The sequence below is a fragment of the Serratia sp. JSRIV001 genome (assembly GCF_019968745.1).
GTDB lineage: Bacteria > Pseudomonadota > Gammaproteobacteria > Enterobacterales > Enterobacteriaceae > Chania > Chania fonticola_B.
This window is the reverse complement of the sequence record NZ_CP074147.1, coordinates 2042536-2069434: the sequence shown is the minus strand read 5'-3', so window position 1 is coordinate 2069434 and position 26899 is coordinate 2042536. Positions and strand designations below refer to the sequence as shown.

The window sequence follows — 26899 nt, the reverse complement described above, 5'->3', positions numbered from 1 at the left end:
TCATTCTCAGGCTGCCAACCATGGCAACCCAAGTAAATTAGCATGTTGCGTTTCCGATAACTAAACCAAGGCTCAACGTATTTCGAGCAAGGCAATTTTGCCGTACCGTATTGAACTTCTGTTTAGTGAAGCCTTGATGAAATAGTCATTTAGACACAGACCAGGATTTCATCATGTCTCAGCTCAGCTATCCACTCATATCGGCCAAACCGGCCAGCCAACTGATGACGGCACTGATCAACGGCGAGAAAGTGCCCAGCAATGCCTGGAAAAAAACGTCATTCCGCCTTAAGTTTCTTGGCCGTTCGCTACTGTGCTGGCCCACGACTCGCAGCCTGCTCAATACGCTGGCCGCCAACCCGCTGCTGGATGAGATTTTAAGCGCACAACCCAATCTACCCTGCAAACTGCATCGCCCCTATCTGGCGAACAACATGAGCCGCATCGACCGTCTTTTTGCCCTGCGTGATCACTACGATCTGCTCTCTCAACGCATGCCGCTGAAGGTGCACCTCGGCCAACTGGGTAGCCATCCCTTTACCTTAAGCCGTGCACAGGACAAAAATGGCGAGCAGATCTGCCTGCAACTGGCCTCTCTGGACCACTTGAATAAAGAGGGTGAAACGACCCTGCTGTTGCGCAATAGCCAAGGGATCATGCTGGCTGAAATGACCTTCACCTTGATGAATTACCAGCAACAACCCACGTTATTTATCGGCGGTATGCAAGGCGCCAACTCCACGGTGCCGCACGCTGAGATCCAGAATACGACCAAAGCCTGCCACGGCCTGTTTCCAAAACGCCTGGTGTTGGAAGGCATTTGCCACCTGGCCCAACAGCTGGGGATCCGGCAGTTGATCGCGGTAGGCAACACCACCCATATTTACCAGAACTGGCGCTACCACCACAAAAAGAAAAGCCAGCTGCATGCCGATTACGATCAGTTCTGGCTTTCCATGGGCGGCAAGCAACTCGATAACGGCTATTTCCTGTTACCCGAGCACATTGGCCGCAAGCCGATGGAAACCATCGCCAGCAAAAAACGCGCGGAATATCGCCGCCGTTACCAGTTACTGGATGAGCTTCAAGAGGGGATTAGCAAACACTTTTGTTAATCCGCCCGGCCCCGCGCCAGCCACATCACGCGGGAGAACATTTTCTTCAACAACGGTGGCACCGAGTCGGTGCCCCACGCCCCGGCCTGCATGGCCACCTCAATCGCCAGATCGGGTTTTGAAGTGTGATGCACCGCCTTGAGGATCACCTTACGCACCGGCATCTGTACCTTTAGCGGTACCGAAGCCACCCGGTGATAAACCGAGCTGAATCCTTCCCGATACATGAAATGTTCCATATCCGGCGCAGGCAGTGCGGTCAAACGATCGCGCTCGTTATCCTCGTGGTTATCCAGCATGCTGCGCACGGCATTGGCATATTTCTTCCCGGCTTCGTCGCCATCCACCAGGGCGTGCCATTCAATGCCCATGCGCCGGGCAAACTTCAGCAAGGGTTTCAGCCCGCATTGGGCAAACTCAATGACCCGCACACCTTCGGACTCGAAACGATAGCCACACTGGCGCGCCAGTTCGTTAAGCAGCCAGACCTCGGTTTCCCCTTCCACCAGCAGCCAGCAGCGGGCAAACAGCGAGGCGGGCCGGTTAAAGCGGATATGGAACGCTATGCGCCGCCCATCCTCCGCACTTAGCCCCTTTGGCCCGAGGCGATAGGTGGCAACCCGGGCCGATTCGCGCACCAGGCGGCAAATATGCTCCACCGGCACCAGCGACACCAGCTCGCTGGAGTTGGTGGTGGTAATACGTTGCAACGGCATCTGGTTGAGCAACCCCCAGGCTACCGACAGCATGATGGGATGCAAGCGCGTTTCCGGGTCTTCTACCAGCAATAATGGCCGTGCATGGGGATCGAGTTTTACGTTTCCCTTGGCCTGCAGTAACGTAGAGAACATCCCCAGCAGGATCAGTCGCATGCTGCGGCTGTTAGGTTCGGCAATCATGCGGTTGATGCTGTCTAGCGATCGCCACGCCTGTTGTTCCGGCTGGCGACGATGGCGAGGCCCGGCAATCTGCGAACCTTGCTCGGCAAAATAGTGTTCAAGCAGTTGCTGCATCGCCGCCAGGCCCTGCCGTAGTTCGGCGTTAGTCAACTTTTGCGGATTGCGCACCAGTTCGCGCGTCAGTTGATCCAACTGCTGTGCCAAGGCTTCGTTATCGGCAGGGAGACGATCGCTGAGTGAGCTGGGCCGCAGGCGGCGAATAAAGCGCGCATCACGCAGCCGCAGCACCGGATGAATACGGATCAGGGCGTGCACCAGTTGATCGATATGGTGCAGGTGCAATGCGTTGCCCTCGGCATCAAGAAAACGCCGCCAGGTGCATACCGTGCCATCATCGTCTAATTCCCCCACGCAGCAGTAGTGGATGCGGCTCAGGTTATCTTCCCCCTTCGACCACAGCGGCGAAAGATGGCGATAGCGCGGCAGATGCGCATGGCCGGTATCCTTTTCACAAAAGGTGAAGATAATCTGCAAATGGCGATCTTTGGCCGCCTCGTCGCCAGGTGGGAAGTAGAAATCTTTGGCTTCAAAGCGGTACAGCGTCTGTTCGGGGGCCAGCAAAAAGGTCATGGCGTCCAGCAGGCTGGACTTGCCCCAGGCATTTTCCCCAAGTAGCACGGTATTATCATCCAGCGTCAATGAAAGCCGGTTGATACCGCGGAATCCTACAATCTCAATACGCTCCAGGTACATCTGCTGACTCCTTTATTCGCCTGATACCTTGAGGATGAGCAATAAAGCCATTACAGGTCAAGCAGACATTGCCACCGCGTGCTGCAAACCGCGTAAATCCGCCACTTTACTCCGCCGCCCATTTTGGTTAGCGTGTTAGGTTTGCCGTATTCCCTCCAGATTAAAGGACGCTTGTTTCACATGTATTCAGGACTGCTGATTATACTGATACCGCTAATTGTCGGTTATCTTGTCCCCTTGCGTAGCGTCACCCTGATCCGGGCCATTAACCGGCTGCTGAGCTGGATGGTGTATGTGATCCTGTTCATTATGGGGATCAGCCTGGCATTCCTGGAAAACCTCAGCAGCAACCTGATGCTGATCTTTCAGTACACCCTGGTGTTTTTTCTGTGCATTTTCTGCGCCAATCTTCTGTGGTTATCGCTGTTTGAACGCCGCCGCCCCTGGCACAGTACTCACAAGCAAGAAACATTGCCTTCACGCCTGCATATGGCGTTGGAATCCCTGAAGCTCTGTGGGGTGGTGGTGGGTGGCTTTGCCTTGGGACTCACCCAGTGGCACTGGCTGCAATTTGCTGGCCAAGGCAGTGAATACGCCCTGCTGTTTCTGTTGCTTCTGGTGGGCGCACAGTTACGCAACAGTGGGATGACGCTACGCCAGATTGCCCTCAATCGCCGTGGCATGATGGTCGCCGTGGTGGTGGCGCTCAGTTCGCTGGCGGGTGGTGCAGTGGCCGCACTGCTGCTGGGGTTGCCGCTGAAAGCCGGTTTGGCGATGGCTTCGGGTTTTGGCTGGTACTCCCTTTCCGGCATCCTGATCACCGACGCCTATGGCCCAGTGATGGGCAGCGCCGCCTTCTTCAACGATCTGGCTCGTGAGCTGGTGGCAATAATGCTGCTCCCTACGCTGGTGCGCCGTAGTCGCTCCTCTGCGTTAGGTTTATGTGGTGCCACTTCGATGGATTTCACCCTGCCGGTTCTGCAACGCAGCGGCGGGATAGAAATGGTGCCTCCCGCCATCGTGCACGGATTCTTGCTGAGCCTGTTGGCTCCGGTGTTAATCGCCCTGTTCTCCTGATACCCACGGGCGCGGCTCGCCGCGCCTGCTGTCAAAGCGTAATAATTCCCATCCGCACGCCAACTTGTTCTAAATCAAACTTTGTTAAAGTTGTATCACAAAAGCCTTTTTAAGGTTGCGTCATCGATCTATGCTTCAAAACAAGCATTATAAATGCAACTTTAAAAAAGGAAGCGATTATGTTCTGTGTGCAATGTGAACAAACCATCCGGACACCGGCAGGTAACGGCTGCTCCTACGCTCAAGGGATGTGCGGCAAAACGGCAGAAACCTCCGACCTGCAGGATCTGTTGATAGCGGCGCTGCAAGGGCTCTCTGCCTGGGCCTTGCAGGCGCGTGCATTGGGTATTATCGATCATGATGTCGACAGTTTCTCCCCACGCGCCTTCTTCTCTACGCTGACCAACGTTAACTTCGATTCCGAACGCATTATCGGCTATGCACGTGACACCATTGCCCTGCGTGACTCGCTGGCGGTTCGCTGCCGCCTGCTCGACGCCAGCGTGCAGGTCGATCATCCGCTGGCCCAGCTGCAACTGGCTGGTAACGATATGCCTGCGCTGTTACAACAGGCCGCGCAGTTTGCCCTCAATAAAGATAAAGCCGAGGTAGGCGACGATATCCACGGCCTGCGGATGCTGTGCCTGTACGGCCTGAAAGGGGCCGCCGCCTATATGGAACATGCCCATGTGCTGGGCCAGTTCGACAACCAGATCTATGCCGATTACCACGCCTTCATGGCCTGGCTGGGTACCCAACCGAGCGATCTGGACACCCTGCTGAACAACTCGATGGCCATCGGCAAAATGAACTTCAGCGTGATGGCTATTCTGGATCGCGGCGAAACCGGTGCCTTCGGCGATCCGCAGCCGACCACGGTCAACGTGCGTCCAGTGGCAGGCAAGGCGATCCTGATCTCCGGCCACGATCTGAAAGATCTGCGCTTGCTGCTGGAACAGACCGCAGGCACCGGCGTCAACGTTTATACCCACGGCGAAATGTTACCGGCCCATGGCTATCCAGAGCTGAAAAAATTCCCGCACCTGGTGGGTAACTACGGCAGTGGCTGGCAAAATCAGCAGACCGAATTTGCCAAATTCCCGGGTTCGATCGTCATGACCTCCAACTGCATTATCGATCCGAACGTCGGCAACTATGGCGATCGCATCTGGACGCGTAGCATCGTTGGCTGGCCTGGTGTCAACCATCTGGAAGGGGATGATTTCAGCACCGTGATCGCTCAAGCTCAGCAGTTGGCTGGCTTCCCTTACAGCGAAATCGAACAACTGATCACCGTCGGTTTTGGCCGCCAGGTACTGCTCAGCGCCGCCGATACCGTGGTTGATCTGGTAGTACAGAAAAAACTGCGCCACGTATTTCTGGTGGGTGGCTGTGACGGCAGCCGTGACGAACGCAGCTATTTCACCGATTTTGCCCGCAGCGTGCCGCAAGATTGCCTGATCATGACGCTGGGGTGCGGTAAATACCGCTTCAACAAGCTGGACTTCGGCACGCTGGAAGGGCTACCGCGCCTGCTGGACGTTGGCCAATGTAACGATGCCTACTCCGCCGTGATGCTGGCGGTCAAACTCGCCGAGAAAGTCGGTGGCACGGTCAACGATCTGCCGCTCAGCCTGGTGCTGTCGTGGTTCGAGCAGAAAGCGATCGTCATTCTGCTGACGCTGCTGTCGCTAGGGGTGAAAAATATCGTCACCGGCCCAAGCGCCCCGGCCTTCCTGACCGACAATCTGTTGGCGGTGCTGAATGAAAAATTCGGCCTGCGTTCGGTCACCACCGTAGAGCAGGATATGCAAACCCTTCTCGGCTAAGGCCGTTGTTCCGGGGCTGCCCATCGCGGCGGCCCCGTTTGTTTTGAGGTGCCCCATGAGCCAACCCAGCCCACTTTGCCCCAACCCGATGCAGGTGCACTCGCTGCAACAGGAAACCGCCGACGTCTGGACGCTGAACCTGATCAATAACGACTTTTATCCTTATCAGCCCGGTCAGTTTGCATTGGTCAGCATTCGCGACAGTGCAGACACGCTGCGAGCCTATACCCTCTCCTCTTCGCCCGGCCTGAGTCCTTTTATCAGCATCAGCGTACGTTGTCTGGCGGATGGCCTCGGCTCACGCTGGCTGACGCAAGAGGTCAAACCTGGCCAAACGCTCTGGTTATCAGACGCCCAGGGAGAATTCAGCTGCGTGCAACACCCCAGCGATCGTTACCTGATGCTGGCTGCCGGCTGTGGCGTCACGCCGATCATGTCGATGTGCCGCTGGCTGGTGGTGAACAAGCCGCAATGCGATATCCGGGTGATCTTTAACGTCCGCACCCCGGCCGATGTGATTTTTGCCGAACAGTGGCAACGGCTATGCGCCGCCCATCCGCAATTGCAACTGACATTGATGGCTGAGCAGGATGCACTGCCCGGCTTCCTGTCTGGCCGCATCAATGAACAGGTGCTGCAACAGGCCGCGCCGGATATCGCCTCACGTACCGTGATGACCTGCGGCCCGGCCCCATACATGCAACAGGTTGAGCAGCTTTGTCTGGCGCTCGGTGTCCCCGCTGCCAACTTCCATCAGGAACAGTTCCACACCTCGGCAAAGCTGGATGATGGGAAAAACGAACAATTAACATTGCGCATCGGTCAGCCGCTGCGTGAATTCCGCGTACCGGTCGGCAGCACCTTGCTCGCCGCTTTAGAAGCCCATAAATTACCGGTCAATGCCGCCTGCCGGGCTGGCGTTTGCGGCTCGTGCAAAACCCGTATTATCGACGGCCAATACACCACCACCAGCACCATGACGTTAACCCCGGCGGAAATCGAGCAGGGTTACGTGCTAGCCTGTAGCTGCCAGCTACAAAGTGACGTCACCCTCGCCTGAAGCTTTGCCCCATCTTCCCGATGGGGCACATATCGGTAAGCGTATTCCCTGATGCCCTTCTACACTTTCTGTTTGCCTTTAATCGGGCGAGTACCCCTCATTTTGGATAATGACAGGAGGAACTATGAAGCAAACAGTAGCCACGCTGATCGCCAAAACGTTGGAACAGGCCGGGGTAAAACGGATCTGGGGCGTCACCGGCGATTCGCTCAACGGCTTGAGTGACAGCCTGCACCGGATGGGAACCATCGCCTGGATGGGCACCCGCCACGAAGAAGTCGCCGCCTTTGCCGCCGGTGCCGAAGCGCAGCTCACCGGCCAACTGGCGGTCTGCGCAGGCTCCTGCGGCCCGGGCAACCTGCACCTGATCAACGGCCTGTTCGATTGCCACCGCAATCACGTTCCGGTGCTGGCTATCGCTGCCCATATTCCTTCCAGCGAGATCGGCAGCGGCTACTTCCAGGAGACTCACCCGCAAGAGCTGTTCCGCGAATGCAGCCACTACTGCGAGCTGGTGTCCAATCCAGAGCAACTGCCGCGAGTGCTTGAGATCGCCATGCGCAAAGCGATCCTCAACCGGGGTGTCTCAGTGATCGTGCTGCCTGGAGATGTCGCCCTGCAAATGGCGCCAGAAGATGCCAGCATGGTGTGGCATACGCCTGCGCACCCACTGATGCAGCCACCGATGAGCGAACTACAAAAGCTGGCAGAAACGCTGAACAGCGCCAAAAATATCACCCTGATGTGCGGCAGCGGTTGCGCCGGATCGCATGACGAAGTCGTCAAACTGGCCGAACTGCTGCAGGCCCCGATTGTGCACGCCCTACGCGGTAAAGAGCACATCGAATGGGATAACCCTTACAGCGTCGGCATGACCGGGCTGATCGGTTTCTCCTCCGGCTACCACGCCATGATGAACGCGGATACCTTGGTGCTGCTAGGCACTCAGTTCCCTTATCGGGCGTTTTATCCTGGCAATGCCAATATCATTCAGATCGATATCAACCCCGGCAGCATAGGCGCTCATTGTCCGGTTAATATGGCGCTAATGGGCGATATCAAAACGACGCTCAGCGCCTTGCTGCCGCAGCTGCAAGCCAAGAGCGACCGCAAGTTCCTGGATAAAGCGCTGGAGCATTACCGGGAAGCGCGTAAAGATCTCGACGGATTGGCTACAGCTAACGATGACCAGCCGATCCACCCACAATATCTGGCACAGCAAATCAGCAACTCAGCCACGGATGACGCCATCTTCACCTGCGATGTCGGCACGCCGACGGTGTGGGCAGCTCGGTATTTGAAAATGAACGGCAAACGCCGCCTGCTCGGTTCGTTCAACCATGGCTCAATGGCCAACGCCATGCCGCAGGCGATTGGTGCCCAGGCCACCGAACCGGATAAGCAAGTGATCGCCATGTGCGGTGACGGTGGCTTCACCATGCTGATGGGGGATTTTCTGTCGCTGGCGCAGTTGCAGCTGCCGGTCAAGGTGGTGGTATTCAATAACAGCGTGCTGGGCTTTGTGGCAATGGAGATGAAGGCCGGTGGCTACCTTACCGACGGCACCGATCTGCACAACCCGGATTTTGCCGCTATCGCCAATGCGGCAGGCATCAAAGGCATTCGGGTAGAAAAGGCCTCCGAGCTGGACGCGGCATTGCAGGAAATGCTGGCCCATCCTGGCCCGGCCTTGCTCGACGTGGTCACTGCCAAACAAGAGCTGGCGATGCCGCCGCAGATTAAATTCGAACAGGCTAAAGGGTTCAGCCTGTATATGCTGCGCGCCATCATCAATGGCCGGGGTGATGAAGTTGTCGAACTGGCTAAAACCAACTGGCTGCGTTAATCGCTTCTGGGGGCAATGAAGTTGGTTGTCCCCTGCATTTTCCGCTTTTGCCCCGCGCTAATCCGGTTATGATGAAAGCCACTTCCTCATCAGCTACCAAGGACCCGTATGCTTATCGATTTACGCAGTGACACCGTTACCCAACCTAGCGCAGAGATGCGCACCGCCATGGCTCAGGCTGACGTCGGCGACGACGTGTATGGCGACGATCCCACCGTCAACGCCCTCCAGGCTGAAGCGGTCAGACTCTCTGGCAAAGAGGCGGCATTATTCCTGCCTACCGGCACCCAGGCCAACCTGGTAGCCCTGCTGAGCCATTGCCAGCGTGGTGAGGAATATATCGTTGGCCAGCAGGCGCATAACTACAAATATGAAGCCGGTGGTGCCGCCGTACTGGGCAGCATTCAGCCACAGCCGATCGAAGCCAATCCCGATGGCACGCTGCCGTTAGATAAAGTCGCCGCCGCCATCAAGCCTGATGATATTCACTTCGCCAAGACTCGTCTGCTAAGCCTGGAAAACACCATCAGCGGCCGCGTGCTGCCGCTGGAATATCTGCAACAGGCCTGGCAGTTCACCCGTGAACACAAACTTGCTCTGCACATTGACGGCGCGCGCATTTTCAACGCGGCGGTGGCACTTAACGTACCGCTGAAAACCCTCGCCCAGTATTGCGACACCTTCACCATTTGTCTGTCGAAAGGCCTGGGTGCACCGGTCGGCTCCCTGCTATGCGGTAGCGAAGAGTTTATTCAACGTGCCAACCGCTGGCGTAAGATGACCGGCGGCGGTATGCGCCAGGCCGGTATTCTGGCGGCGGCCGGGCTCTATGCGCTGGAGCACAACGTCGAGCGGCTGAAAGAAGATCATGACAACGCCAAATGGCTCGAACAACAGCTACGTGACATTGGCGTGGATATTGCCGAACCGGGCGCACAAACCAACGTGCTGTACCTACGCCAATCCCCGGAGCTGGCGGCCAAGCTCGGCCCCTGGATGCGCGAACGTGGTGTGTTGATCAGCGCCGGGCCGTTAACCCGTATCCTGACGCATCTGAACGTTAGCCGCCAGGATCTGCAAAAAGTCGTCGATCTATGGCGGGAGTTCTTGCAGCAGCACGCTTGATTTTTTGCAGTAACACCGGGAGGCCCCGCTTCCCGGTTCTCGCCAAACCCGTTATCTCAGCCTAGTTTCAAAACCTGAAGGGATATCATCTATGAGTCATAAATTGCGCCAGACGTTATTAGCTCTCACCCTCGCTAGCAGTGGAATGATGTTTACCTTGCCAGCCAGCGCCGCCTCAGCGCCGGCCCAACAGCAGACACAGGCTCCCGGCTATTACCGCATGATGTTGGGTAACCTGGAGGTGACAGCGCTGTACGACGGCTATGTCAAACTGGACGCCAAGCTGTTCCATGGTGTCAGCGAGCCGGATATGCAAAAGCTGTTCGCCCGCATGTTTACCGACAGCAAGTCGGGCATACAGACGGCGGTTAACGCGTTTCTGGTGAATACCGGTACGCATCTGGTTTTGGTCGATGCCGGTACCTCGCAGTGTTTTGGACCGACGTTGGGTGCTATCAAAAACAACCTGCGCGCGGCAGGTTATCAGCCAGAGCAGGTTGATATGATATTGCTGACGCACCTGCACCCCGATCACGCCTGCGGCATCACCGATCAGGGCAAAGCCGCCTTCCCTAACGCTACTGTCTATGCCTCCAAGGCCGATGGCGATTATTGGCTGAGTAAAGAGATAGCGTCCAAAGCCCCGAAAGACACGCAGCCGATGTTCAAAATGGCCCAGGACGCCGTGGCCCCTTATGCCGAACAGGGCAAGCTGAAACTTTATAGCCCTGGGGAGCAGTTACTTCCTGAGTTGGAGGTGATAGCGACACCGGGCCATACGCCTGGGCATACCTCATACCTGTTCAGCTCCGGCGGCCAGAAACTGCTGTTGTGGGGGGATATCGTCCACAGCCACTCTTTGCAGTTTGCCAAACCTGAAGTCGCGGTGGACTTTGACACGGACTCCAAACAGGCGATCGCTACCCGGCAGAAGGTGTTTGCCGATGCGGCTGAAAACAAGCTGTGGGTTGGCGGAGCGCACTTACCGTTCCCTGGCCTGGGCCACGTACGCGTCGAAGGCAAAGGCTATGCGTGGGTGCCGGTTGAATATGCGCCGGTGGTCGTTGGCGAGAAGAAACCTTAACGTAGATTGTTGACAACGGGCGGCGCATGCGGCGCCCGTTTAATGACGCATAGTGCGGTAACTCAAACCACCATCCGGCCATAGAGCCAGTAACCCACAACCAGTATCAGCAGCAGGTTCAGCACTACGCTGAGAATAAAATAGGTTTTGAACGGCTGTTTCTGTGTTTTATGACGGAACATCCGTTGCCCGATAATGGCCCCTATCCAACCGCCCAGCACGCCGAACAGCAGCAGGGTGATTTCCGGCACCCGTTGCCAGCCTTTGCAGGCGGCCAGCTTATCGACGCCGTAGATCAGCAGGGTTAGCAAGTTTACCAGCAGCAGCCACGTCCACAGCGGAGCGGGAAAACACAGGCTGCCAGCCAGAGCAATTAGCAGCAGCAAATAACACAGGGAATTGATTTTCATCGGGCATGGGCTCGTTGCTTGATCGCCGCGTAGTGTGAACCGCCCTCCGTGCAGATGCAACTATTGATACTCATACATAAAGTGCATTTATCCCGCTAATTTGGCATCCTGTCGTTCATGCTCACATTAACATCAATAAACTAAGGCAGCGCAATGACCTCCCAACGTATTCTGGTTCTTGGAGCCAGCGGTTATATTGGCCAACACCTGATCCCCCGTTTGACCGAGCAGGGCCACGAAATCACCGCCGCAGCACGCCGTATAGAATGGTTGGAAGAGCAAAACTGGCCGCACGTAAGCTGCCGCTACGTGGATGTCTATCGCCCAGAAACGCTAACGGCGGCGCTATGGCAGATCGATGCCGTTTACTACCTGATCCACGGCATGGGCGATGGCGATGATTTTATCGAAAAGGAGCGCCAGGCGGCGGAGAACCTGCGCGATGCCTTGCGAGGATCCAACGTTAAACAGGTTATTTTCCTTGGTGCACTGCAACCAGAGGGCAATAGCTCCCCCCACCTCATCGCCCGTAAACTGACCGGCGAAATCCTGCGTCAAAGCGGCATTCCCGTCACCGAATTGCGCGCCAGTATCGTGGTTGGCCCTGGTTCAGCCGCGTTCGAAATTATGCGCGATATGGTCTATAACCTGCCGATCCTGACGCCACCGCGTTGGGTGCGGTCAAAATCGTCCCCGGTCGCACTGGATAACCTGCTCACTTACCTGACCGAGCTACTGCAACATCCGGCGCAGGAAAACCGGATTTTTGACGTGGCCGGGCCGGAGTACATCAGTTACCAAACCCTGTTCGAGCGCTTTATCAAGATCAGCGGCAAAAAGCGCTGGCTGATCCCGGTGCCGCTGCCGACACGCTTTATCTCGGTATGGTTTATCAGCATGATCACGTCTGTGCCAACCTCGATTGCCAGCGCGCTCATTCAGGGGCTGAACCATGACTTACCTGCCGATGGCAAACCGCTGCAATCCTTGATCCCACAGCCACTACAAACCTTTGATGAGGCCGTGAAGGAAACGCTACGCCGCGAAGACGAGGTGGTCGACTCTGCCGACTGGGGTTACGATCCTGAAGCCCGAGCCCGCTGGCGCCCCGGTTACGGTTTCTACCCCAAACATGCAGGCTGTGAACTGGATACCCAGGCCTCCAGTGAAGCGCTATGGCACGTCGTGCAGCAGTTGGGCGGCAAAGAGGGATACTTCTACGCCAACATTCTGTGGCAAATCCGTGCCCGCATGGACGATATGTTCGGCAACGGCGTCGTTTATGGCCGACCGCAGCGTGACACCCTGGAAATCGGCGATCTGGTCGATGGCTGGAAGGTGATCACCAAGAAGCCATTACGGCAGCTGGCATTAATGTTCGGGATGAAAGCTCCGGGGCTTGGTCGCCTGACCTTCAGCATCAAAGACCTGGGCGATCGCCGCCAACTCGATGTCCGCGCCTGGTGGCATCCTGCCGGTTTCAGCGGGCTGTTATACTGGTTTGTCATGATGCCCGCCCACCTGTTTATTTTCCGTGGCATGGCCAAACGGATTGCCCAATTGGCCGAAGAGTACGATAACCAGCGTCCTCATTAGTCGAATTCTCGATCAACCGCACAGTTTGCTGCTGCGGTTAGGTCCTTTCTCATTGCATAGCGCACAAAATCACGAAAGAATGGCACCTTATTTGCTGGGGCGCGCTAAAACGCCCTCAGCATCCTGATTTTTGGTGAGAACAGAGTGAGTTATGAAGGTATTGGTCACCGGTGCAACCAGTGGGTTAGGCCGTAACGCCGTTGAATATCTCCGCCGCCAAGGCATAAAAGTACGTGCCACCGGGCGCAATCAGGCCATGGGTTGCCTGCTGGAAAAAATGGGTGCCGAATTCATCCATGCCGATCTCACCAACCTGATCTCTTCACAGGCCAAAGCCATGCTGGCGGATGTCGACGTGCTGTGGCACTGCTCCGGTTTCACTTCCCCATGGGGCACGGAAGAAGCCTTCGAACTGGCCAACGTCCGCGCTACCCGCCGTTTGGGGGAATGGGCTGCGGCCTACGGTGTAGAACGGTTCATTCATATTTCGTCGCCGGCAATTTACTTTGATTATCACCATCACCGCAATGTGGATGAAGACTTCCGCCCGATTCGTTATGCCAACGAGTTTGCCCGCAGCAAGGCCGCCGGGGAACAGGTGGTGCAACAGTTGGCGCTGTCCAACCCGCAAACCCATTTCACCATCCTGCGCCCACAGGGGCTATTTGGCCCACACGACAAAATCATGCTGCCGCGCCTGCTGCATATGATCAAACATTACGGTAGCCTGCTGCTACCGCGTGGCGGGGATGCACTGGTCGATATGACCTATCTGGATAATGCGGTACACGCCATGTGGCTGGCCACCGTGAAGGAAGAGACTCCTTCTGGCCGGGCCTACAACATCTCCAACCAGCAAGCCTGCACGCTACGCACCGTGCTGCAACAGCTGATCGATGAGTTGGGCATGAAGTGCCGCATCCGCTCGGTGCCCTACCCGATGCTCGATATGATGGCTCGTGGCATGGAAAAGCTGGGCAGTAAAAGCGATAAAGAACCCGTGTTGACCCATTACAGCGTCGCCAAGCTCAATTTCGATCTGACGCTGAACACCACTCGCGCACAGCAGGAACTGGGTTATCAACCCGTGGTTTCGCTTGAAGAAGGCATTAGCCGTACCGCTCGCTGGTTGAAAGAGCACGGTAATCTGCACGGGCTATAACCCCCTCACCCCAACCCTCTCCCACAGGGAGAGGGAGCTAAGAGTCCCTGCACATTTGGCAGTAAAAAGATAATCTCAGCAAACTCGAACGGTCCACTATGGGAGAGCGTGAGGGCATTTCTTTTGGCGTTAGCGCATAGCTCCGTATTTGCTTAGCAACGCCTCTATAATCGCCTCGCTTTCTGCATCTGGCTCACCGCGATAATCGCTGGGCCGGAAATGCATCTGAAACGCCGCTACCAGATTCCGCTGCTGCTTGGCATCCCATGTAGGATCAACGCCATAGCCGTAGCGCGCCAGCTTTTCCAACAGTGATGCCATCGCCACCGGCTCATGCTTATCACGACCTGCCAGGTAACGTTCCACCTCCCGCTCATCCGGCCAGGCACCAATACCTGCCTGCGCCAGCTGTTGCCATGGGAAGAGTGGACCAGGATCCTGTTTGCGCTGCGGGGCGATATCGCTATGCCCTACGACGTCCGTCGGTTGCAGCGCGTAACGCTGAACAATATCGCGGCTAAGTTGGATCAGTAACGCAATTTGCTCTGGCGTATAAGGCTGCCAGTCTGTCTCCAGCAAGTTACGCGTAAAGCCCCGGTTGACGATCTCAATACCGATCGAGGTATCGTTCAAATTGGTACGCCCACGCCAGTTGCTGGCACCCGCATGCCAAGCTCGCAGCTCTTCGGGCACCAGTTGATACGCCACCGGTTTACCGCCCTGCAGTGGCGGATGGGCGGGCAGCAAGTAATGGGCGCTGACGTGCTCGTCCGTCAGCGTTTTCAGCGAGGAGTGAAAGTCTTCTGCGGTGTAATGCATCACCAGGAAACGAATACGCTGATCGGCCCCCGGTGCCTGATGCAGGGTTTCCAACTGATAGCTACCGTGATCCACCAGCGTGCTGGTGGATTGCTGTTGGCACCCCGTCATAACGCCAATGGCGGCGATCCACAACCACTTGGCCACAGTATGCTCCTTTCCGCAGTGATGCGCCGCCATCAGGGGATGACCGAGTCTGGTACAGTCTCAGCCGCTTGCAAGGTTTGCATCAGCTTGCGTCTATCGTAATAACACTTGCCCCACGACGCCAGGCAGGACGCCCCTAGCGCGCCTTCAATCGAATCATACATGGGATCGAACTCGCCGCTAAAGAAACTAAACAACACCCTTCCCAGCGTGGCGGCTCCCCCAATCAGCAACCAGGTCATCACCTGGGTTAGTTGGCTGATTTTCAGTTGCAGTTCACTGCTTCCCTGCTCGGTATTTTCATTTCACTTCCTGGTTATCTCACGTTATCCCCGTTTAGCGGCTGACTTTTACCGCGGTGCCACTGACGCTGACCATCAGCATGGTGCTATCTTTACCCACGGTTTGATAATCGATATCGATGCCGACTACCGCGTTAGCCCCCAGTTCTTTGGCCTGCTCCTGCATCTCCTGAAAGGCCAGCTGACGTGCCTTGCGCAGCTCTTTCTCGTAGGCACCGGAACGGCCACCAACGATATCACGCACACCAGCAAAAAAATCGCGGAAAATATTGGCACCCAGAATCGCCTCGCCGGTAACTACGCCGCAATATTCGGTGATGGTAAACCCTTCCAGGGTGTGGGTAGTGGACAATTGCATCAAGAACTCCTTATAAAATCAAATCATTGCTGTGGTAGGACAGCTAATTTAAGCGGATGTTCTGTGGCACAATGGCACACAGCACCAATGCAAGGACCAAAAACGCCTTTATACTGTAGGCTAGTCCCGTGGTTTTCGGTCTTCATGGTTGAGAGACTTTTACATAAGGTTATGAGATGAAAACAAAAACGCTTGCTGTTGTTTTACCCTTGGCCCTGTTCTTAAGCGCCTGTACCACCGTCGAACCGGCCTTTAAGGATGTTGGCGTCCGCACTGGCGCCTGCGTGGACGGTGGCCCGGATACGGTAGCCCAGAAATTCTATGACCTGCGCATTCAGCAAGGCCCAAGCACCGCTCTGCCGGACAGCAGCCGTCTGGCACAGTTGCAGCCTTACCTGAGCCAGGTGCTGTATCAGGATCTGGTCAGTGCCGCTCAGCACCCTGGCAAACACACCATCACCGGCGATCTGTTCTCTGGCAATGCCCAGGGGCCAACCAGCGCATCGGTTGCCAGCGCCTCCACCATTCCTAACACCGATGCCAAAAACATCCCGCTGCGTGTACAGCTGACCCACCAGAAAGAAGGTGCCAGTGCAATCAACTGGCAGGACGAAGTGCTGATGGTCCGTGAAGGCACCTGCTGGGTAGTTGACGACATCCGCTTCCTCAACATCCCGCCGCATGCCGCCAGCGGTACGCTGCGTCAGGTTCTTGAGAACCAGTAACACCAAGATGGCAGCCGGGTGTATCACCTTCCCGGTTGCCAATTTCCCCCTCATAAACGCTCAAAATTCCATCGCCTTGAGAAAAATAGCTAGCTATCTCACAGAGTACGCGACAAATCCGCCATTCAGCCAGCGCTCACGGTATCTTCTGCTATTATTTAGTCATTCTGCGACGTACTAATAAATTTTAACTCACAAAGATTGCATAAGTATTCTGTGGAAGTTACCATTCCCGGCATCAATGTCTATTCAATTTCAGCGCATGAGTATTCAACTAAAAGATATCAACTGCTTTTATGGCGCACATCAGGCGCTGTTTAACATTACACTGGATTGCCCTGCTGGCGAGACTCTGGTGCTGCTTGGTCCAAGCGGCGCGGGTAAGAGTTCGCTGCTGCGGGTGCTTAACCTGCTGGAAATGCCACGCTCTGGCCACCTGCAAATCGCGGGCAATCAGTTCGACTTTAAACAGTCACCGGGGGAGAAATCCATCCGCGAACTGCGCCAAAACGTGGGCATGGTGTTCCAGCAGTACAATCTCTGGCCGCATTTGACCGTGGTGCAAAACCTGATCGAAGCGCCCTGCCGCGTACTTGGCCTGACCAAGGCACAAGCGATGGCGCGTGCCGACAAGTTGCTGACCCGGTTACGCCTGACCGATTTTGCCGACCGTTTCCCACTGCATCTCTCCGGTGGCCAACAACAGCGCGTAGCCATTGCCCGTGCGCTGATGATGGAACCTCAGGTGCTGCTGTTCGATGAACCTACGGCCGCACTGGATCCGGAAATTACCGCGCAGATCGTCAGCATCATTCGCGAGTTGGCGGGCACCGGTATTACTCAGGTGATCGTCACCCATGAGGTTGAAGTCGCGCGTAAAACCGCCAGCCGCGTGGTGTATATGGAAAATGGCCATATCGTCGAACAGGGCGATGCCAGCCACTTTGCACAACCGCAAACCGTAGAGTTTGCCAATTACTTATCACACTAATAGCGATATTTGCTGTTCTCAGGGAGTTTGCGATGAAAAAACTACTAATCGCCGCCGTTCTGGCTGGCATCAGCGTTTCTGCCTCAGCAGCCGAAACTATTCGTTTCGCTACCGAAGCTTCCTACCCTCCGTTCGAATTCGTCGCGGCGGATAACAAGATCCAGGGCTTCGACGTCGATCTGGCCAACGCTCTGTGTAAAGAGATGCAGGCCGAGTGTACCTTTACTAACCAAGGCTTCGACAGCCTGATCCCAAGCCTGAAATTCAAGCGTTTCGATGCCGTGATGGCCGGTATGGATATCACCCCTGAGCGCGAAAAGCAGGTGCTGTTCAGCAAGCCTTACTACGATAACTCGGCCCTGTTTATTGCCGAGAAAGGCAAAGTGGCCGACGTGGCCGCGCTGAAAGGCAAACGCGTTGGCGTGCAAAACGGCACCACGCACCAGAAATTCCTGACCGATAAACACCCGGAAATCACCACCGTGGGCTACGACAGCTACCAGAATGCCATTCTGGATCTGAAAAATGGCCGTGTGGATGCGGTGTTCGGCGATACCGCCGTGGTTAACGAGTGGCTGAAAGAAAACGCTGCGCTGACCGCCGTGGGCGATAAAGTGACCGATAAAGACTACTTCGGTAGCGGTCTGGGCATTGCCATGCGCCTGCAAAATACCGAACTGCAGGGCAAATTCAACGCCGCCCTGGATAAAATCAAGCAGGATGGGACTTACGAAACCATCTACAAAAAATGGTTCCAGCAGTAATCATCATCCATGAATGAAATCCAACCTTTAGCTAGCGCCGCCGGGATGACCGTCGGCCTTGCCGTTTGTGCCCTGGTCCTCGGCCTGATCCTGGCGATGCTGTTTGCCGTCTGGGAGTCATCCCGCTGGAAAGCGGTCAGTTGGCTCGGCACCGCCTGGGTGACCCTGCTGCGCGGCTTGCCAGAAATTCTGGTGGTGCTGTTTATCTACTTCGGCTCTTCACAACTGCTGATGATGCTGTCCGACGGCTTCGTCCTGAACTTCGGCCTGTTCCAGTTACCGGTGCAACTGTCCATCGACAATTTCGAAGTCAGCCCGTTCCTGTGCGGCGTTATCGCCCTGGCCCTGCTCTATTCTGCCTACGCGTCGCAAACGCTGCGTGGGGCACTGAAAGCGGTGCCACTGGGTCAGTGGGAATCCGGCCAGGCTCTCGGGCTAAGCAAGACGGCTATCTTCTTCCGCTTGATCATGCCGCAAATGTGGCGTCACGCGCTGCCGGGGCTGGGCAACCAGTGGCTTGTGCTGCTGAAAGATACCGCGCTGGTGTCGTTGATTAGCGTTAACGATTTGATGTTGCAGACCAAAAGCATTGCCACCCGCACTCAGGAGCCGTTTACCTGGTATGTGATTGCGGCAGCAATCTATTTGGTTATCACCCTGCTGAGCCAGTACATCCTTAAGCGGATCGAGCTGCGCACCACGCGTTTTGAGCGGGGGCCTGCCTGATGCTTGAATTCATCCCCGAAATCCTCAAAGGCTTGCATACCAGCCTGTCGCTGACGATCGTCGCACTGATTGTTGCCTTGCTGATGTCGCTGGTGCTGACGGTGATCCTGACGTTAAAAACCCCGGTGCTGACGCAGTTGGTGAAGGTCTACATTACGTTGTTCACCGGTACGCCGTTGCTGGTACAGATCTTCCTGATTTACTACGGCCCTGGCCAGTTCCCGGCGATCCGTGAATATCCCTGGTTGTGGAACCTGCTGTCGCAACCTTGGCTCTGCGCGATGATTGCCTTGGCGCTGAACAGTGCGGCCTACACCACCCTGCTGTTCCATGGGGCGGTACGCGCTATCCCGGCGGGCCAATGGCAATCCTGTGAAGCGCTGGGCATGTCACGTAAGCAAACGCTGCGTATTCTGCTGCCGTATGCCTTCAAACGTGCCTTGTCATCCTACTCTAACGAAGTGGTTCTGGTGTTCAAGAGCACCTCGCTTGCCTATACCATTACGCTGATGGAAGTGATGGGCTATAGCCAACTGATGTACGGCCGGACTTATGACGTGATGGTGTTCGGTGCCGCTGGCATTGTGTATCTGTGCGTGAATGGCCTGCTGACGTTATTGATGCGTTTGGTTGAACGCCGCGCTTTGGCTTTTGAACGTCGTAATTGAATCAAGCCTCGCTGAACTAGCCCTGCCATGCGCAGGGCTTTTTTATGACCGAAAATAATTTTCTAGTCATTTATATTGAATAGTCATTCACTAAATGGCATTGTTATCGGCATAGCCACTCACAATGCCCTTGGGGCGTTGTCAGAAAAAAAGGTGGCGAGACAACAATCAAATTTACGACAGGAGCCGTACCGATGAAAAAGCTGTTACTTGCCGCCACCCTTCTCGCCGGGATCACCTTTAACGCTGCCGCCGCAGACACCATCCGTTTCGCCTCTTCAGCGACCTACCCGCCGTTTGAATCTCTGGATGCCAATAACCAGATCGTCGGTTTTGATATCGATTTGGCCAAGGCCTTGTGCAAGCAAATGCAGGCCGACTGCACCTTTACCAACCAGGCCTTTGACAGCCTGATCGCCGCGCTGAAATTTAAAAAATATGACGCGGTGATTTCCGGTATGGACATCACACCAGAGCGTAGCAAGCAGGTAACCTTTACCCAGCCCTATTATGCCAACTCGGCTATCGTCATTGCTCAGAAAGGCAAGTTCACTACGCTGGCGGATTTGAAAGGCAAAAAGCTGGGGATGGAAAACGGCACCACGCATCAAAAATACATGCAGGACAAGCACCCGGAAATCAATACCGTGTCTTATGACAGCTACCAAAACGCCGTGCTGGAGTTGAAGAATGGCCGTATCGATGGCGTGTTCGGTGACACTGCGGTGGTTAATGAATGGCTGAAGAATAACCCGGAACTGGCTGCCGTAGGCGAGCATGTAACCGATGCACAGTACTTTGGCACCGGCCTGGGCATTGCCGTACGCCCGGACAATCAGGCACTACTGGCCAAGCTGAATGCTGCGCTGGATGCGATCAAGGCGGATGGGACCTACAAGGCGATCAACGATAAGTGGTTCCCACAGTAATACCCTCCGTTAGACTAAAGGCCCTCACTGGAGGGCCATTATTTCCGCACCAGTAGCGTCAACACTTCGTAATGGGCAGTATGCGGGAACATATCAAATAGCTGCACGCGCTCAACTCGGTAATCCGGCAGCATCGCCAAATCCTTCGCCATACTTAACGCATTACAGCTGGAATAAAGAATATAACCCGGCGCCATGCGGTTGAGATAATCACACAGCTCGTGGCCAATCCCCCGGCGCGGCGGGTTCACCAAGACCAACTCCGGAACTTCCCCCTCAGCGGTAGCAAATCGGGTCGAATCCAGCGCCTGGAAATCCACCTGCTGCAAGCCGAGGGTTTGCGCGGACTGTTTGGCACAGGCTATCGCCTCGGCGCTGATTTCAATGCCGGTCAGCCTGGTTTGCGGCTGTGCGCAATGCAACCCGAAGCCGCCAACGCCACAGAACAGATCCCACATGCTGGCGATACCTAGCGCCCGTACCCAATCCCGTGCGGTGGCATACAGCTGGCTGGCCACCTGCGGATTGGTTTGAAAAAAGCTCTGCGGGCGAATGTATAACGGCACCTGGTTGAATCGCTCTTCCAGCGCCTGCTGTTCGGTCAGCGGGATTTCATGCTCACCTTCCATGATCGCCATGTGTACTGGCTGAATATTGGCGGCGATCACCTTCAACTGCGGCAACTGTTCTTGTAACCAAGGCAAGGCCGCACGCAGTTGCGCCAGCTTGCTTTCGGAACGCAGCACAAAGCGCAACATCAGGCCGCCGCTGAAGGTGCTTTCCGTCAGTAGTAAATATTTCAGCTCGCCACGTTTGCGCGCCACGTTATAAGGCGTTAACCCGGCACGAGGGATAAACTCTTTTAATACCGCGAAAATCGGAGCAAAGCTGGCCGGGTACAACGGGCAATCACACAGGTCTACCGGCGTGCCATCACGGTGCAACATGCCAAGCAACGGCCGCTCAACGCTACCGCTGACCACCATTTTCGCCTTGTTGCGAAATGCACTTTCTTCACCCGTCACCGGTTCTAACCACTGCGCGACATCGCGATCCGCCAGCAAGGATTGCAGATGATGTTGTTTTTCTTCCAGTTGCTGGGGATAAGGTTTTTCCAGCCACTGACAGGAACGGCAGGTGCCCGCCGAGTACAAAGCGCAATGCATGAATAGTAACCGTTAACTCAGGATGACCAATGAGGGCGCAGATTGTACCACCCAACGCGGATAAAAACTTACTTACCAGGCAGTAGAAGATAAAACGCCGCCCGGTCAGGCGGCGCTTAAAGCTCGATTAATCTTCAGTAGTATCAGCCACGAGCGGCCCTTTGCAGTTCACGCGCGCGCTGTTTTTCCGCCCGCGCCATAAACCACCAAGCAATAAACCCGATGATCCCCACCACCAGCAGGATCAGCGTTGCCAAGGCGTTGATCTCCGGGTTAACCCCCATACGCACGCTGGAGAATACCAGCATTGGCAAGGTGGTAGCCCCAGGCCCGGCCACGAAGCTGGCAATCACCAGATCGTCCAACGAGAGAGTAAACGCCAGCATCCAGCCCGAGATCAGCGCCGGGGCAATCATCGGTAAGGTGATCACGGAAAACACTTTCAGCGGTGTAGCACCCAGATCCATCGCTGCCTCTTCTATTGAACGATCCAGCTCACGCAAGCGCGAACTGATAACGACCGACACATAGGCAGTACAGAAGGTGACGTGCGCCAACCAGATGGTGAACATCCCGCGCTCAGAAGGCCAACCAAAGGTATGCCCCATCGCCACAAACAGCAGCAGCAGCGACAAACCGGTGATCACGTCTGGCATAACCAGCGGTGCGGTGAGCATAAAGGCAAACCCGGTCGACCCCCGGAAACGCCCAAAGCGCACCATCACCATCGCGGCAATGGTGCCGAGGATCACCGCCGCCGTGGCGGAAGCCGCCGCAATGGTCAAGCTCAGACCAACCGCGCTGATCATCGCCGAATCATGGAACAGTTCGATATACCAACGGAACGACCAACCCGCCCATACGGTAACCAGCTTGGAGCTGTTGAACGAGTAGATCACCAGCATCAGCATCGGTGCATACAGGAAGGTGAAACCAACCACCAGAATCGCTATGCGCCACGGTGAGCGCACTACCGGCAAGTTATTCATCCCTGCCCTCCCATTTCCTTGTTCTGGTGCTTGTGGAACCAGAGAATAGGTACAATCAGCAACAGCAGCATCACGGTAGCAACCGCCGAGGCGACCGGCCAGTCACGGTTATTGAAGAACTCCTGCCAGAGCACGCGGCCAATCATGATGCTGTCTGGCCCGCCGAGCAGTTCCGGGATCACAAACTCCCCCACCGCCGGGATAAACACCAGCATCGAGCCGGCAATAATACCGCCACGGGTTAACGGCATGATCACGCTGAAGAAGGTTTTCAACGGCTTGGCCCCCAGATCCAGCGAGGCTTCAACCAGCGAGTAATCAAGGCGCGTCAGCGCGGTATAAATTGGCAACACCATAAACGGCAGATAGGAATAAACGATGCCGATATACACCGCCAGATTGGTATGCAGGATCACCAATGGCTGATCGATTACCCCCAGCCACATCAGGAAGTTGTTCAACACCCCGTTGTTCTTCAGTATCCCCATCCAGGCATACACGCGGATCAGGAATGACGTCCAGGAAGGCAGGATCACCAACAGCAGCAGGATGTTGCGGGTCGACGGTTTACTGTGCGCCACCGCCCACGCCAGCGGATAGCCGATCACCAGGCAGCACAGCGTTGAAACCGCCGCGATCTGCAAGGATTGCAGATAGGCATCGATGTATAACGGGTCATCGGTCAGTTGCAGGTAGTTGGCAAAGTTCAGCGCAATATCGAGTTTGCCGTCTGCCCAACTCATCAGATCGGTATAAGGCGGTACCGCCAAAGCCAGCTCAGACAGACTGATCTTGAACACGATCAGGAACGGCAGCATAAACAACAGCAGCAGCCACAGCAGCGGTAGCGCGATCACCAGTTTGCGGCCATGGGCCATCTGCAAACGTTGGATAAACGCCTTAATCGGGCCGGGTACTTTTGCCGGAGGCTCCGGCGAACGTTCAGAAAGCAATGTCATGATAGTTACTCCTCACTTTCTCAACTACACCGTCAGAACCACACAGCTGTCGGTGTCCCAACATAGGCGCACTTCATCACCCCAGGTCGGCATGCCTTTGCGGAAGCGATGGCCGTTCTGCAACTGCGCACTGATCATCTGCCCGCTAAGCAACTTCACGTGGTAGATCGACAGATCGCCTAGATAGGCGATGTTCACCACCTCACCCACCGCAAAGTTGCAGCCGTCTTCCGGCACTTCCTCACACAGCATGATCTTTTCCGGGCGCAGAGCGACCTGAATAGGTACACCGTCTACCACCGATGAATCAGGATCGACCTTAAGCGCATGCCGTAAACCCGGACTTTGCAGGATCAATGCATCGTCTCGCCGCTCCTGCAACACGCAATCGAACACGTTGACCGAACCGATAAACTCGGCGCTGAAACGGCTGTTCGGGTGCTCGTAGATCTCTTCCGGCTCACCGATTTGCACAAACTTGCCGCGGTTCATGATGGCGATACGGCCAGCCATGGTCATCGCTTCTTCCTGATCGTGGGTGACCATGACGCAGGTCGCGCCCACGCGCTCCAGGATATCGACCACTTCCAGCTGCATGCGATCGCGCAGTTTTTTATCCAACGCGCCCATTGGTTCGTCCAGGAGCAACAGCTTTGGTCGTTTTGCCAAACTACGTGCCAGTGCCACACGCTGGCGTTGCCCCCCGGAGAGCTGGTGCGGCTTACGCTTGGCGTATTCCTGCATATGCACTAGCGTAAGCATTTCGGTGACGCGCTCGTTGATTTCCGCGCGCGGCATTTTGTCCTGCTTGAGGCCAAACGCAATGTTCTGCTCCACCGTCATATGGGGGAACAGCGCATAGGACTGGAACATCATATTGACCGGGCGTTGGTATGGCGGCACGTGCGACATGTCCTGACCGTCGAGGACAATTTGCCCTTCCGTCGGCTGTTCAAAACCGGCCAACATGCGCAGCAACGTCGATTTTCCACAGCCAGAAGGCCCCAACAGCGCAAAGATTTCGCCCTTGTAGATCGTCAGGCTGACGTCTTCTACCGCATTCTGGCCGTCAAAGGTTTTGGTGAGGTTACGGATTTCCAGCAGAGGGGTGAACACCTTCTGCGATTTGGCTAGCGGACGAGGGATAACGTCGTTCAATCGGGGTGCTCTCCGGCTAAAGCAGTACGAACAACCACAGCAATTGCCATGGCCCAAAATGGCAATGCAGGCGGGTTAACCCCGCCTGCCGATCATCAGAATCGGGTATTTACTTCCCGCTTTTAACTTTAGTCCATGCCCGCGTAACTACACGGTCAAGTTTTGGCGACTGTACGTTCAGCGTATACAGTTTGGCGCGAATATCTGCCGGCGGGTAAACGTTCGGGTTATCACGCACCTCGGCATTCACCAGCGGCGTGGCGTCTTTCACCGCGTTGGCATAAAACACGTGATTGCTGATATCCGCGATCACCTCTGGCTTGAGCAGGAAGTTCAGGAACTGGTAGGCCGCATCTTTGTTTTTGGCATCGGCTGGCATCGCAAACATGTCAAAGTAGGTCAGCGCCCCTTCTTTTGGGATGGAGTAGGCCACATTGACGCCGTTTTTGGCTTCCTTGGCACGGTTGGCTGCCTGCATGATGTCGCCAGACCAGCCAATGGCCACGCAAATATCCCCGTTAGCCAGATCGTTAATGTACTGGGACGAGTGGAAATAGCGGATATTCGGCCGCAGCTTCATCAACAGATCGTTGGCCGCACCGGTGTAATCTTCCGCACTGGTGCTGTTAGGATCTTTACCCAAATAGTGCAAGACGGTGGCATAGACTTCGCTTGGCGCATCCAGGAAGGAGACACCACAGCTTTTCAGCTTCTCCAGGTTTTCTGGCTTGAGGATCAGATCCCAGCTATCGACCGGGGCATCTTTACCCAGCACCGCTTTGACCTTATCGACGTTATAGCCAATGCCGGTGGTCACCATCATGTAAGGGATACCGTACTTATTCTCTTTGTCGTTATGCGCAACCAGTTGCAGCATCTCGGGATCAAGGTTTTTGTAATTAGGTATCTTGCTCTTGTCCAGCGCTTCAAAAATACCGGCTTTGGACTGGCGCTCAAGGAAGTTGGAGGAAGGAACCACCAAGTCATAACCGGTGCTGCCCGCCATCAGTTTGCCTTCCAGAACCTCGTTGGAATCAAAGACGTCATACACCACTTTGATACCGGTTTCTTTCTGGAATTTGGCCAGGGTATCCGGCGCAATATAGTCGGACCAATTGTAGATGTGCAGCGTATTGTCTGCGGCCGACGCGGTGAAGCAAGCCGTCATCAGCAAGCCGCCAACCACACCCGATAACCACTTTTTACGTTGGGTGACCATCCGTAACTTCCTCCAAAACAAGGGGTAAATTTGTATCCTGAGAGGATACAACGCCTTTGATTAGCCGAGCGCAATCGTTGCGATCGCGAGTGAATAGCTATGCAGTTGATTGCATGCGATTTTCTCACCTGCCAGCCCACGAGGTCACAAACAGGAGCGTGAGCCTTTAGCAAGATCAGCAGCATAACCGGAGTTGCCAGACGGTGCCAGCCTCCAGGGTAAAAAACGCCGTTTATCGATTAATTATGCACGGGTGCTGTATGTGATGCGGTAATAACGCCCTAAAAGACGATAAATATCTGGCAATCAGGGGAGATACGCAGGATATCTGTTTGTGGGGAAAAGTTCGGGCTGCGTGCCGCCAGATCTGCGGCACACATAATGTACAGCGAAGATTAATGCAGCATCGGTTGGCTGGCTACGGTAGCCGGGTTCTCTTCTTCCTCACCCATAAACAGCAGATCGTTCGCCCTGGCTTCCAGGATCACCATCGAGATCTGTTCTTCGCCCTGTTGCATAAAGTGGGCAAACTGCTCATGGGCCACGCCCACGGCAATGCTCAAAGACTGGCAAACGATCAGCTTTGGCAAGTTATCGTCTTGAATATCAACAAAGGCCTTGATGGTCAGCGAACTGGCATTGATTTGACTGAGATCGGCCACCAGCGGGATCAGTGCAGTTGGCTTCACTTCGGCCAACGCGGAAAACAGGATCACATTATCCACCAGATCGAGCTTGGCATCGAATACGCCGTCAAAGTTTTGCATGTGCGGCAGGTGTAACGCCTGGCAAGAGTCACATTCAAAAAACGAGATCCCCAACTGATCCAACCAACGTCGTAATAACGCTAAATCGGGGACGATGAGTGAATCCATAAATTACCAGCCTCACAGGGTTCAAAGACATGAAAAGGCGCATAGCTTACGGAATATTCAATCGAGATGCCACGATCAAAGCCGCTTAATTCACTAATACGGTCACATCGCACAACATGTCCGCACCTGCTATCCCCCGTATACGCTT

The 26899-nt window shown here is 55.4% G+C and carries 26 protein-coding genes; 15 read left to right on the top strand and 11 right to left on the bottom strand.

The annotated features are described in order from the left end of the window. Positions 1 to 173 precede the first annotated feature (173 nt). The gene (locus KGP17_RS09430) at positions 174 to 1115 is read left to right on the top strand and encodes a VirK/YbjX family protein (protein WP_223499218.1); all 942 of its coding nucleotides are present in this window, start codon (positions 174 to 176) and stop codon (positions 1113 to 1115) included. Here KGP17_RS09430 and KGP17_RS09425 read toward each other — a convergent pair. Next, positions 1112 to 2767, bottom strand: coding sequence for an ATP-dependent endonuclease (locus KGP17_RS09425; protein ID WP_021804956.1), 1656 nt, complete (start codon positions 2765 to 2767; stop codon positions 1112 to 1114). The genes KGP17_RS09430 and KGP17_RS09425 overlap by 4 nt on opposite strands. A 180-nt stretch (positions 2768 to 2947) precedes the next feature. On the opposite strand from KGP17_RS09425, the gene KGP17_RS09420 reads away from it, so the two are divergent. The 6 genes from KGP17_RS09420 to KGP17_RS09395 all read left to right on the top strand — a co-directional run bounded on the left by KGP17_RS09420 (position 2948) and on the right by KGP17_RS09395 (position 10788). After that, entirely contained in the window at positions 2948 to 3844 is an 897-nt protein-coding gene (locus tag KGP17_RS09420) for a lysine exporter LysO family protein (protein ID WP_059200376.1), read from the top strand. Between the two features lie 179 nt (positions 3845 to 4023). Beyond that, a complete protein-coding gene (hcp, locus tag KGP17_RS09415) occupies positions 4024 to 5673 on the top strand; it encodes a hydroxylamine reductase (protein WP_059200375.1) in 1650 nt (549 codons plus the stop codon). A 55-nt stretch (positions 5674 to 5728) separates the two neighbouring features. Next, on the top strand, positions 5729 to 6733 hold the full coding sequence (gene hcr / locus KGP17_RS09410) for an NADH oxidoreductase (protein ID WP_223499217.1): 1005 nt from the start codon (positions 5729 to 5731) through the stop codon (positions 6731 to 6733). Between the two features lie 124 nt (positions 6734 to 6857). Further along, a complete protein-coding gene (gene poxB / locus KGP17_RS09405) occupies positions 6858 to 8579 on the top strand; it encodes a ubiquinone-dependent pyruvate dehydrogenase (protein ID WP_179247817.1) in 1722 nt (573 codons plus the stop codon). Positions 8580 to 8687: 108 nt separating this feature from the next. Then, the gene (gene ltaE / locus KGP17_RS09400) at positions 8688 to 9704 is read left to right on the top strand and encodes a low-specificity L-threonine aldolase (RefSeq protein WP_024486198.1); all 1017 of its coding nucleotides are present in this window, start codon (positions 8688 to 8690) and stop codon (positions 9702 to 9704) included. A 91-nt stretch (positions 9705 to 9795) separates the two neighbouring features. Beyond that, positions 9796 to 10788: an MBL fold metallo-hydrolase gene (locus tag KGP17_RS09395; RefSeq protein ID WP_223499216.1), complete on the top strand. Its 993-nt coding sequence runs from the start codon at positions 9796 to 9798 to the stop codon at positions 10786 to 10788. A gap of 62 nt (positions 10789 to 10850) precedes the next feature. Here the strand turns inward: KGP17_RS09395 and KGP17_RS09390 are convergent, their stop codons facing one another. Next, entirely contained in the window at positions 10851 to 11198 is a 348-nt protein-coding gene (locus tag KGP17_RS09390) for a DUF1294 domain-containing protein (protein ID WP_223499215.1), read from the bottom strand. Between the two features lie 153 nt (positions 11199 to 11351). Between KGP17_RS09390 and KGP17_RS09385 the strand changes: the two genes are divergently transcribed. Further along, entirely contained in the window at positions 11352 to 12794 is a 1443-nt protein-coding gene (locus tag KGP17_RS09385) for a DUF2867 domain-containing protein (protein WP_223499214.1), read from the top strand. A gap of 151 nt (positions 12795 to 12945) precedes the next feature. Further along, entirely contained in the window at positions 12946 to 13956 is a 1011-nt protein-coding gene (locus KGP17_RS09380) for an NAD(P)-dependent oxidoreductase (RefSeq protein ID WP_037375026.1), read from the top strand. Positions 13957 to 14085: 129 nt separating this feature from the next. Here KGP17_RS09380 and KGP17_RS09375 read toward each other — a convergent pair whose 3' ends face one another. From KGP17_RS09375 to KGP17_RS09365, 3 genes are all read right to left on the bottom strand, one after another. Beyond that, positions 14086 to 14886: an N-acetylmuramoyl-L-alanine amidase gene (locus KGP17_RS09375; RefSeq protein WP_305801185.1), complete on the bottom strand. Its 801-nt coding sequence runs from the start codon at positions 14884 to 14886 to the stop codon at positions 14086 to 14088. 68 nt (positions 14887 to 14954) lie between these two features. Then, a complete protein-coding gene (locus KGP17_RS09370) occupies positions 14955 to 15167 on the bottom strand; it encodes a hypothetical protein (RefSeq protein ID WP_223499212.1) in 213 nt (70 codons plus the stop codon). A gap of 91 nt (positions 15168 to 15258) precedes the next feature. Continuing rightward, positions 15259 to 15582 (bottom strand): heavy metal-binding domain-containing protein, encoded by a 324-nt coding sequence (locus KGP17_RS09365; protein ID WP_021804966.1) that lies wholly within the window; start codon positions 15580 to 15582, stop codon positions 15259 to 15261. Between the two features lie 176 nt (positions 15583 to 15758). Here KGP17_RS09365 and KGP17_RS09360 point away from each other — a divergent pair, with 176 nt between their 5' ends. The 6 genes from KGP17_RS09360 (at position 15759) to KGP17_RS09335 (ending at position 20385) form a co-directional block, all read left to right on the top strand. After that, positions 15759 to 16307 carry a lipoprotein gene (locus KGP17_RS09360; protein ID WP_223499211.1) on the top strand — a complete coding sequence of 183 codons (549 nt, stop codon included), beginning with the start codon at positions 15759 to 15761 and terminating at the stop codon, positions 16305 to 16307. Between the two features lie 262 nt (positions 16308 to 16569). After that, complete coding sequence (artP, locus tag KGP17_RS09355; RefSeq protein WP_094982923.1) at positions 16570 to 17298, top strand: arginine ABC transporter ATP-binding protein ArtP; 729 nt, start codon at positions 16570 to 16572, stop codon at positions 17296 to 17298. A gap of 32 nt (positions 17299 to 17330) precedes the next feature. Next, positions 17331 to 18062 carry an arginine ABC transporter substrate-binding protein gene (artJ, locus tag KGP17_RS09350; protein ID WP_021804969.1) on the top strand — a complete coding sequence of 244 codons (732 nt, stop codon included), beginning with the start codon at positions 17331 to 17333 and terminating at the stop codon, positions 18060 to 18062. Between the two features lie 9 nt (positions 18063 to 18071). Beyond that, positions 18072 to 18788: an arginine ABC transporter permease ArtQ gene (artQ, locus tag KGP17_RS09345; RefSeq protein WP_021804970.1), complete on the top strand. Its 717-nt coding sequence runs from the start codon at positions 18072 to 18074 to the stop codon at positions 18786 to 18788. Further along, a complete protein-coding gene (gene artM / locus KGP17_RS09340) occupies positions 18788 to 19456 on the top strand; it encodes an arginine ABC transporter permease ArtM (protein WP_179246422.1) in 669 nt (222 codons plus the stop codon). Before artQ ends, artM begins: the two co-directional genes overlap by 1 nt. A 194-nt stretch (positions 19457 to 19650) precedes the next feature. Next, positions 19651 to 20385 (top strand): arginine ABC transporter substrate-binding protein, encoded by a 735-nt coding sequence (locus tag KGP17_RS09335; RefSeq protein WP_021804972.1) that lies wholly within the window; start codon positions 19651 to 19653, stop codon positions 20383 to 20385. Positions 20386 to 20423: 38 nt separating this feature from the next. Here KGP17_RS09335 and rlmC read toward each other — a convergent pair whose 3' ends face one another. The 6 genes from rlmC to KGP17_RS09305 all read right to left on the bottom strand — a co-directional run bounded on the left by rlmC (position 20424) and on the right by KGP17_RS09305 (position 26751). Beyond that, positions 20424 to 21551, bottom strand: a complete 1128-nt coding sequence (rlmC, locus tag KGP17_RS09330) for a 23S rRNA (uracil(747)-C(5))-methyltransferase RlmC (protein ID WP_223499210.1) — start codon at positions 21549 to 21551, stop codon at positions 20424 to 20426. A gap of 143 nt (positions 21552 to 21694) precedes the next feature. After that, positions 21695 to 22540: a putrescine ABC transporter permease PotI gene (gene potI, locus KGP17_RS09325; protein WP_021804974.1), complete on the bottom strand. Its 846-nt coding sequence runs from the start codon at positions 22538 to 22540 to the stop codon at positions 21695 to 21697. Further along, positions 22537 to 23499, bottom strand: a complete 963-nt coding sequence (gene potH, locus KGP17_RS09320; RefSeq protein WP_223499209.1) for a putrescine ABC transporter permease PotH — start codon at positions 23497 to 23499, stop codon at positions 22537 to 22539. The genes potI and potH overlap by 4 nt, the downstream gene beginning before the upstream one ends. Before the next feature lie 24 nt (positions 23500 to 23523). After that, positions 23524 to 24657 carry a putrescine ABC transporter ATP-binding subunit PotG gene (potG, locus tag KGP17_RS09315; protein ID WP_021804976.1) on the bottom strand — a complete coding sequence of 378 codons (1134 nt, stop codon included), beginning with the start codon at positions 24655 to 24657 and terminating at the stop codon, positions 23524 to 23526. A gap of 109 nt (positions 24658 to 24766) precedes the next feature. Next, entirely contained in the window at positions 24767 to 25876 is a 1110-nt protein-coding gene (gene potF, locus KGP17_RS09310) for a spermidine/putrescine ABC transporter substrate-binding protein PotF (protein WP_094982876.1), read from the bottom strand. A gap of 395 nt (positions 25877 to 26271) precedes the next feature. Beyond that, on the bottom strand, positions 26272 to 26751 hold the full coding sequence (locus KGP17_RS09305; RefSeq protein ID WP_021804978.1) for a YbjN domain-containing protein: 480 nt from the start codon (positions 26749 to 26751) through the stop codon (positions 26272 to 26274). Positions 26752 to 26899 lie beyond the last annotated feature (148 nt).